This window comes from Klebsiella sp. HMSC25G12, from assembly GCF_001807705.1.
Taxonomy (GTDB): domain Bacteria; phylum Pseudomonadota; class Gammaproteobacteria; order Enterobacterales; family Enterobacteriaceae; genus Klebsiella; species Klebsiella variicola.
Genome location: NZ_KV789778.1, coordinates 237,101 through 245,353, shown reverse-complemented (window position 1 = coordinate 245,353; position 8,253 = coordinate 237,101). Strand labels below are relative to the sequence as shown.

Annotated in this window: 9 protein-coding genes and 2 pseudogenes; 1 reads left to right on the top strand and 10 read right to left on the bottom strand. The window is 51.0% G+C overall.

Annotated features, from left to right (window positions below; translation table 11 throughout):
- Positions 1–367: 367 nt before the first annotated feature.
- Together HMPREF3096_RS01155 and HMPREF3096_RS28335 are read right to left on the bottom strand one after the other, a co-directional pair.
- The gene (locus HMPREF3096_RS01155; RefSeq protein ID WP_128205980.1) at positions 368–742 is read right to left on the bottom strand and encodes a hypothetical protein; all 375 of its coding nucleotides are present in this window, start codon (positions 740–742) and stop codon (positions 368–370) included.
- Between the two features lie 90 nt (positions 743–832).
- Positions 833–1,297: an outer membrane lipoprotein gene (locus tag HMPREF3096_RS28335; protein WP_072023560.1), complete on the bottom strand. Its 465-nt coding sequence runs from the start codon at positions 1,295–1,297 to the stop codon at positions 833–835.
- A gap of 425 nt (positions 1,298–1,722) precedes the next feature.
- Here HMPREF3096_RS28335 and HMPREF3096_RS31825 point away from each other — a divergent pair, with 425 nt between their 5' ends.
- Positions 1,723–1,824: a SymE family type I addiction module toxin gene (locus tag HMPREF3096_RS31825; protein ID WP_072023559.1), complete on the top strand. Its 102-nt coding sequence runs from the start codon at positions 1,723–1,725 to the stop codon at positions 1,822–1,824.
- A 137-nt stretch (positions 1,825–1,961) separates the two neighbouring features.
- On the opposite strand, the gene HMPREF3096_RS01150 is transcribed toward HMPREF3096_RS31825, so the two are convergent.
- The 8 genes and pseudogenes from HMPREF3096_RS01150 to HMPREF3096_RS31260 form a co-directional block, all read right to left on the bottom strand.
- Positions 1,962–2,219: a hypothetical protein gene (locus HMPREF3096_RS01150; RefSeq protein ID WP_023297152.1), complete on the bottom strand. Its 258-nt coding sequence runs from the start codon at positions 2,217–2,219 to the stop codon at positions 1,962–1,964.
- Positions 2,216–3,325, bottom strand: a pseudogene (locus HMPREF3096_RS01145) (VENN motif pre-toxin domain-containing protein); the annotation flags it as partial. The pseudogene HMPREF3096_RS01145 and the gene HMPREF3096_RS01150, both read right to left, overlap by 4 nt.
- Before the next feature lie 127 nt (positions 3,326–3,452).
- Positions 3,453–3,752 (bottom strand): hypothetical protein, encoded by a 300-nt coding sequence (locus HMPREF3096_RS01140; RefSeq protein ID WP_032105472.1) that lies wholly within the window; start codon positions 3,750–3,752, stop codon positions 3,453–3,455.
- A 14-nt stretch (positions 3,753–3,766) separates the two neighbouring features.
- Positions 3,767–5,335, bottom strand: a pseudogene (locus HMPREF3096_RS01135) (VENN motif pre-toxin domain-containing protein); the annotation flags it as partial.
- Positions 5,336–5,380: 45 nt separating this feature from the next.
- Positions 5,381–5,698, bottom strand: coding sequence for a hypothetical protein (locus tag HMPREF3096_RS01130; RefSeq protein ID WP_032729497.1), 318 nt, complete (start codon positions 5,696–5,698; stop codon positions 5,381–5,383).
- Positions 5,698–6,360, bottom strand: coding sequence for a hypothetical protein (locus tag HMPREF3096_RS01125; RefSeq protein WP_224226123.1), 663 nt, complete (start codon positions 6,358–6,360; stop codon positions 5,698–5,700). Before HMPREF3096_RS01125 ends, HMPREF3096_RS01130 begins: the two co-directional genes overlap by 1 nt.
- Positions 6,361–6,386: 26 nt before the next feature.
- The gene (locus HMPREF3096_RS30220) at positions 6,387–6,632 is read right to left on the bottom strand and encodes a hypothetical protein (protein WP_063266827.1); all 246 of its coding nucleotides are present in this window, start codon (positions 6,630–6,632) and stop codon (positions 6,387–6,389) included.
- The coding region (locus HMPREF3096_RS31260) for a VENN motif pre-toxin domain-containing protein (protein WP_228704793.1) at positions 6,622–8,253 on the bottom strand (1,632 nt) is incomplete at its 5' end. The genes HMPREF3096_RS30220 and HMPREF3096_RS31260, both read right to left, overlap by 11 nt.

The window sequence follows — 8,253 nt, the reverse complement described above, 5'->3', positions numbered from 1 at the left end:
ATATCAGGAACTTGTTCGCACCTTCCCTAACTATAGTCAGCGCGGCGGGGAAAAAAATTAAACTTTTTGTTATCAGATTGCGGTTATTTGGTCTGCCCCCTTCCCGTAGGCCGACGAGCTGGCCTCATCATAGAGAGAGGATATGTCTGCTGAGAAGGCTATCCGCAAGCAAAAGATTTGCGGCCAGAGCCTGGCACTCTCGCACGCCTCACAGCGCATGGTCGTGTTTCTGACTACGTTGCCTACTTATTTTCATGCAGCATGATTAGCGTGTTACGCTCAAGCTCACCTCTCTTCCTGAAACTGATAAGAATGGTGAGCGACTTGACGCCTGATATATTCCGGCTTTTAAAAGACATCCTTGTTTTTAGGGTATCGTGCTTCTGCAGTATCGGATTGCTTTATTCCAGCCATCGATCAAGATGTTATCTCTGTTATCAAAACGAACCCGTAAGCCTGTACCGTTTAAACTTTCCGTGACCATAATCGAAATGGCTGAGTTCATATTTTGTTTCGTTAAGAAAAGCTTACCCTCATCAGTTAACTGGCTATCATCAAGAATAAAACCGTTAATTTTCGCACCGGTTTTAAGGCATCGAACGGTTGTCTGCGGGTTTGAAACAAAACTGACATTCATCGTTTGCGAGTTTCCAATATTCGTCATAAACACAGAGCAACCAGCGATAAGTGTTCCTGAAAAAAAGAGGCAAATTACCTTTAAAAAATAAGATGGTTTTTTCATAAAACACCCTAAATTTGAGATATTCCATTTTTACCATGCCAGCCTTAAAGCGTAGCTGGCATTAGGTATTTATGTTATTAACTATTAAAATTAGCGCGGGGATACTGTCGTTTGCCCACCTACGGATGAAATGGCAACTCGTTGCCCTACCGAGAATCGCGTTGGCCCCTGACGTTGTACGACCATGAACGTTCTTCCATCATCTAAGCGTATTTCAAGCTCGACCCCTTGAACAAGATTCATTCTTGCCTGAACCGCCTGACCAGTTAAACCTCCCGCAACAGCGCCAGTCGCCGTCGCCAGTCTTTGGCCTGAACCGCCACCGACGGCACTTCCCGCTACACCACCAATGACACCTCCGGCGACAGCGCCAAGCGCATTACTGTTATCACCCGCCTGAATTTGCACCGCTCTGACTGACACCAGCTGGCCATAAAAAACTTGTTGTACGCGTCCAGCCGTGGCTGAGGAATGGACATCACCTGAAAGATGACTGGTATTGGTACATCCAGCAATAACTAATGTAAAAGCAATTAAGCACATTTTTTTAAGCATGTTAACCTCTCCATTTGCTGCATATTAACGTCATCATTTCATAAATAATCAGCTGGACAATAATGATAAAAGTTTACTGGTATAATATGTATTATAGGCTTTAATCATTACGTCATCCTGAAAAAATTTGAAGATGAAGGGCAAGGGCTCACCAACCCCATTTGACGCCAGCAATAATCTACTAAGCTCTGATAATTGGGCATATCATGCAACGTCTCCCCCACCGCTGCCGGGTCCCAGGTCACAACCAACTATTTCAATGACCTCAATCCCGTCGTTTCATAACCGCGTATTTGTTTTGATATTTCTGTCGCGGGCCAGATCAATGGGCGGTGATAATGATCATGTTATTCCGGCTATTGTAGCCGGGATCAATCACCACGCTATCGCCTGTACTTCCCGTCGTGGAAGCACTCTGGCTCTGAGTGGGGTCCGCTTCACACAGGTCGTGCGGTAACTGGCTGGCAGAAGCGGGATTCAGCACTGACACACCGGTGATGGTCAGCGTGGAACAGGAACAGCTGTGATCGAGCCGGTCAGGTGCTGACGGCTAAAAAGAAGATCCAGGTGCGATTGCCGGGATGCTTACATCGCAAGCATGCCGCCTGCGCATCTTCACTACCGCCAAGTAAATTATTCTCAACAACAACTCACTCGGGTAGCGTTATTTACGTCTGTTTTTCCTATAGTGCTGGTAGTACACAAACCAGCAACCTATAGCTCCAATAACGCCACCAACAACGCTGCCTTTCAAAATTTTCACATAATCGATGGATAATAAATCCACAGTCAATCCGCTAGTACTAAAATAAAATAATTTTATTAAAATTTGAGTGGCAACCGTTGCAATAAATATTCCAATAGGTAAAGCAATCACTAAGTAGAGCAGGCTCAAAAGCCATTTTGAGAGTGAAAATTTCATTTCTGCCCCTCCGTTGTTTTTCCTGCTTGATCATTGCCATATTCTGTTGTGACTGAACCAGTTATGTTGCCAGCAACGCCGGGCACTGGATTAATCGGCAGCGGTTTGGATATCCCCATTCCAACATCTGTCCAGATCCAATCTTTCCATGGCTTCATTGGATTAAGGACTTTATCAAACGGTAATTCAACCAGTTTACCTGCACCATAACCCAGCCCGGAAGCAGCCCCGCTGATCAATCCACCTTTCAGAGGATCATCACCTTTGAGATAATTTGATGTGGCACCACTACCAGCATTAACTGCCATCGTTCCCCACACTCCGGTTCCTGCTGTGAATGCGCCGGTCCAGTATCCCAGAATAACGTCATTTGGATTTACTTCACCGTTAATCAGAAGGCCCACTCCAGCATTAGCTCCAGCACCTATCAGGCTGGTTGTAGCTGCTGCTCCCGGTAATAATGGCCATGCCATTGCACTACCTATTGCGGCTACTGCCGTTTCGCATGACACCGGCGTTCCACCACTGCACGCTTCCCTGATTTGCTCCTGCTGCTCTTTTGTCCATGACTCAACTGTTCCCGGCTTGTTGGCCTCTATCGCTGCCAGCACATGCGCCAGCGAGTTATTCTCAACCGCGTTCTTCCCGGCCTGAGCGCCCGCCACGGCTGACGCCGTACTGTCCCCGGCCAGACCGCCTGCCATTCCCGCTGAAATAGTGGCCAGCGTACTCACCGTCTGCTTCTGTGCTTCCGTCAGCGTTGATAAATCCGTCACATCCGGGTACAGCATGCCCGCTATTGCCTTCGCGGCCAGTTCACCTGCTGCCGCGCCCGCTGCGCCCGCCGCCGCACTGTTGCCCTGCAGCGCCGCCACCGCACCGCCCAGGATGGCGTGCGCCACCACCGCGGCACCGTCACTCAGCCCTGAACCGTGACCGATAAGATTCGCCAGCTCCGGCGCCGATGCCCCTGCCAGCGCCCCGGCGATATCACCGCCCGCCAGTCCCTGCAGCGCTGCCGTGGCTGCCTGGATACCCCGCTGGATATCGCTGCCCGTGCCGTATTTCGCCTGTTCATCTTTGTACGTCTGCGTCTCTTTCAGCTGCTCCGCTGACATTGCCGGATGAACCTTGGTTAATCCAAGGAATTACCGTAGGGGCTTAGCAACGTCAACGGGTTGCCGAAAAAATGACGGTTAAAAAGAAGATCCGGAATTCGTCGGGATCTTCTTTTTACTCTTTTCTTATGTATATCAGTAAACCATTTTTATTTTTTATCGGTTGTGGGGGATCAAGACGCTTAACCGTCGTGTCAACAGTAAAATCTTCATCAAAATCAGCAATAATTTCAGTTTCTATTACTGACACTAGCTCTTTATCATCATCATCAATTTGTCCATCAAAATAAAATAGTAAGCTAATGTTCTTACCTGATAATTCAGCAACAACAGCTCTGATATTAGGAGTCACATTTCCAAATAAAGCTCTTTGCACTGAAAGTTTTAAATACACATTTGAATCATATAAAACCATTATATATTCCTTAGTTACTCTGATGGTCTTGCAGGAACAATATGCACACCATTTTTACCATAGTGAACTATGCCGTTTGTTGTCGGTGTGGACACTCCAGTCTGAGGGTCAATATAGTTTCCAATATTTTGACCATAGTTTATTCGTTCCTTAGAACCAGGGGTACCGACTGGGGTATTACCTACCTGCTGACCAGTTCCCAATTTGGGTAAAAATAAATCAGGTGAGACAGTAAGAATACTTTTATTCAAACCTGCTTCCGATGCTATTTTATACTCATTAGTTCCAGGTAAGTGTTTGTTCTGTTGTCCTTTATTAATCGTAAATTTACCAATCCCACCACCGCCTTTCAGCGGATCGCCATCAGCCCCTTCAATACCTATCTTCAGCATCGGGTTGATATCGAAGATCTTATCTTTCTTACTCAGCGAGTTATTCTCCACCGAGTACTTCCCTGCCTGCGCGCCCGCAACCGCTGACGCCGTACTGTCCCCGGCCAGATCGCCTGCCATTCCCGCTGAAATAGTGGCCAGCGTGCTCACCGTCTGCTTCTGTGCTTCTGTCAGCGTGGACAAGTCCGTCACGCCCGGATACAGCATGCCTGCTATAGCCTTTGCGGCCAGTTCACCTGCTGCCGCGCCCGCTGCGCCCGCCGCCGCACTGTTGCCCTGCAGCGCCGCCACCGCACCGCCCAGGATGGCGTGCGCCACCACCGCGGCACCGTCACTCAGCCCTGAACCGTGACCGATAAGATTCGCCAGCTCCGGCGCCGATGCCCCTGCCAGCGCCCCGGCGATATCACCGCCCGCCAGTCCCTGCAGCGCTGCCGTGGCTGCCTGGATACCCCGCTGGATATCGCTGCCCGTGCCGTATTTCGCCTGTTCATCTTTGTACGTCTGCGTCTCTTTCAGCTGCTCCGCTGACATTGCCGGATGAACCTTGCGCGCCGCTTCCAGCGCGTTTATTTGCCCCTGCGTGCGCGCAATATCTGCCGCCTGGCTGCCAATCTCCCCTGTCAGTTGCACTTCCTGCAGGCGCCGCTGCTCCTTCTCCTTGTCAAATATCGGCCCGATACTGCCGCTGGCGTGTTCCGTGTCGCGACTCAGGTCAGCCACGTCCTGCTTCTGGCTGGCCTGGTCACGGATGATGATAGTCCCCTCGGATACCGCCGACTGCGTCGTGCCTTCCGCATGACCGCTATTGCCGCCACCCGCCAGCAGGGCGCTGGTCATGTTCCCGGCGAACTGAGAGCCAATGCTGCCCCCGGTGCTGATACCCGCTCCCTGGTGCTGCGTCTTATAATCCGCCTGGTTGTGGATATCGCTGAAACCCAGCGTGCCGGTATCGAGGCTGTTTTTATCTGCGCTTCCGGTGGAAGCAATCACCCCGCCATTCAGCTGCGTGTGGCTGCCCACAGTGACATCAAAGCCGCCCTGACCGGCAAATATCCCGCTCTGCTCCTGCACCGAAGACCAGTCGCTGGTCATTTTGTCGCGACTGGTATTCAGGCTTCCCGACCACGACCCGGCGCCGAAGGTGTTACCCAGGCCACCGCTGAGACTGCTCTGCGTGCTGTCGTAATTGACGGGTAAAAAAGATCCCGGCGCTGAAGTCGGGATCTTTTGCAGTTAATAAAAATCGGGATCAACCAGACCTTCAGCTTTCACGATTTCAAGGAAGCGTTTATAGGCCGTTTCATCATTTTCGAGTAAATCATCAAGTAACCTTTCCTTAATTAGTGCCCAGTGGTAAATGCCAGAGTAGTTATTATTAAAGTATGTAAGTTCTCCAGAGATATCAGGATCTACTATATCTACTTTTTGTGAGTTATATGCAATTAACCCACAATGTCCTTTTGGCATTCCCAAAAAAAGAGTGTCCTTACCACTCCAGTAAATAGCATAAATATCAATAACATTAGATGAGTTATAAGGTCTTATTTTCATTACTTATCCCTCAGTGATGGACCTGGTTGTAATGGATTCGGTTGAGGACTTGTAATCTTCATATCGTATGCTTTACCCGTCACTGAATTATACTGATAGTGAATTGTTATATTTGAACCATCTGGTAATTCATGGTTAACCTGCATTTTCTGGAAGCCAGCCGATGTAGGGAATCGAGGATCTTTATTCATACCGTCAAGTATTTGCCCTTGTGAAGGATTGGATTCAACCTGCTTCCACACCATCTGTTCATTCAAATCCCTCGGCGCTGTAAATTGTTTACCCGGCTTAGCCGTCGAGATCTTCTCCGCTGCTCTAATCAGTATTGTGTTATCAATAATACCGGCTGCTTTACCCGCTAACGATAACGCTTTTTCTGCCGGGATTGACGTCAGCAGAGCCAGCGCATAATCCTTCGCCTCTTCCGCTGTCAGCAACGCCATTACTGTATCCGAGCCCGGGCTATTACTCAGAATGGCTTTGATAATATCCGCGCTTTCCGGCAAGTCGCCGCGCACGATATCCTTTAACCCGGCCTGTACCTGCTCCGGCGAAAGATTGTTGTCCTGCGCATACTTCACCCAGGATGTGGCTGCCTGTCCGGTTTCCGTCATCCCTTTTGGCAGACTCAGCGAGTTAGTCTCAACAACAATCCCAACCACAAAGGCTGGGATCTTTTCGACATAGATTAAAATCCCTTTACTTTAAAAAGGCGGAATAATGCGAGTCCAATGCCTCCAATGCTTCCACCATAAAGTCCTAATTTCGCTCCGTGCAAAACATCCTGCCAAGTTGTATTAAAACCATCGCCAAGCAGCCACAGTAACAACGAAAAAAAAATCTTTCCGCATACAGATAATGCGATCATGAATAAAATCGTAGCAACTAAGAGAAATAGAGACTGAACACATCTAACTCGGAGATCATTTTTCATTTTTATCTCCTATTTTTTTTATTACCTGTTCAGCTCCTTTACCGCCTCCCTCTGATATTACTGAAGCTCCAATATTACCCATATTGCCTGGAAGCTTACCAGGCAACATCTCCTTAGAGATCCCCAGTTGACCTTTAATTTCGGTATATTTCAGCAGGTCAGGATTAAACTTAGGATCCCAGCCGCCGGTTAGCCATTTACCAGCCGCATTTGTGCCTGAAGAGATTAGTTTGCCTCCCCAGTAACCGCCAGCAGAACCCAGACCATTAGTAATTGCTCCTGTTAAAGGATTGTCACCGTTGATCTGATTGGTTAGCGCGCCACCGGCTGCATTCCAGCCCACGGTTCCCCATAAGCCATTCCCTATACTTGCAACGTTTATCCAGCCAGCAACAACAGAGTTAACCGGATTCACCTTGCCATCTTCAGCATACTGAGCACCTGCGTTTACCCCTGCGCCCAACCCCCACATCGCCTGCGCGGTACCGGGTAATAACGCCACACCTCCTGTAGCCAGTGCTCCCGCATAGGCTTTGTTTTCCGCCAGGCCTCGCTGACAGGCTTCTCCAGAAGGATTGTCTGCACACGACAGCACATCCTTACCATGCTCCCTGGCTTTTTCTCCCTGCGTCCATTCATTTCCACCCAGAAGGTTATTCTCAACCGCGTTCTTCCCGCCCTGCGCGCCCGCCACCGCTGACGCCGTACTGTCGCCGGCCAGTCCGCCTGCCATCCCCGCTGAAACAGTGGCCAGCGTACTGACCGTCTGCTTCTGTGCTTCCGTCAGCGTGGACAAGTCCGTCACGCCCGGATACAGCATACCAGCAATCGCCCTCGCGGCCAGTTCACCTGCTGCCGCGCCTGCTGCGCCCGCCGCGGCACTGTTGCCCTGCAATGCCGCCACCGCACCGCCCAGGATAGCGTGCGCCACCACCGCGGCACCGTCACTCAGCCCTGAACCGTGACCGATAAGATTCGCCAGCTCCGGCGCCGATGCCCCTGCCAGCGCCCCGGCGATATCACCGCCCGCCAGTCCCTGCAGCGCTGCCGTGGCTGCCTGGATACCCCGCTGCAGGTCACTGCCGGTTCCGTATGCAGCCATCGCGGTACGACCCGCCTGGTCCGCAATCTGTTCTGCCGTCGGACTGCTGTTACCCTCTGCCTTCAGCTTCGCTTCCGCCGCCGTCAGGGCTGCAGGGTCTTTTATCGCCTTCTGTTTTGCTATCTCGCCCTGCGCGCGCGCAATATCTGCCGCCTGGCTGCCAATCTCCCCTGTCAGTTGCACTTCCTGCAGGCGCCGCTGCTCCTTCTCCTTGTCAAATATCGGCCCGATACTGCCGCTGGCGTGTTCCGTGTCGCGACTCAGGTCAGCCACGTCCTGCTTCTGGCTGGCCTGGTCACGGATGGTGATAGTGCCCTCGGATACCGCCGACTGCGTCGTACCTTCCGCATGACCGCTGTTGCCGCCACCCGCCAGCAGGGCGCTGGTCATGTTCCCGGCGAACTGAGAGCCAATGCTGCCCCCGGTGCTGATACCGCCGCCCTGATGCTGCGTCTTATAATCCGCCCGGTTGTGGATATCGCTGAAGCCCAGCGTGCCGGTATCGAGGCTGTTTTTATC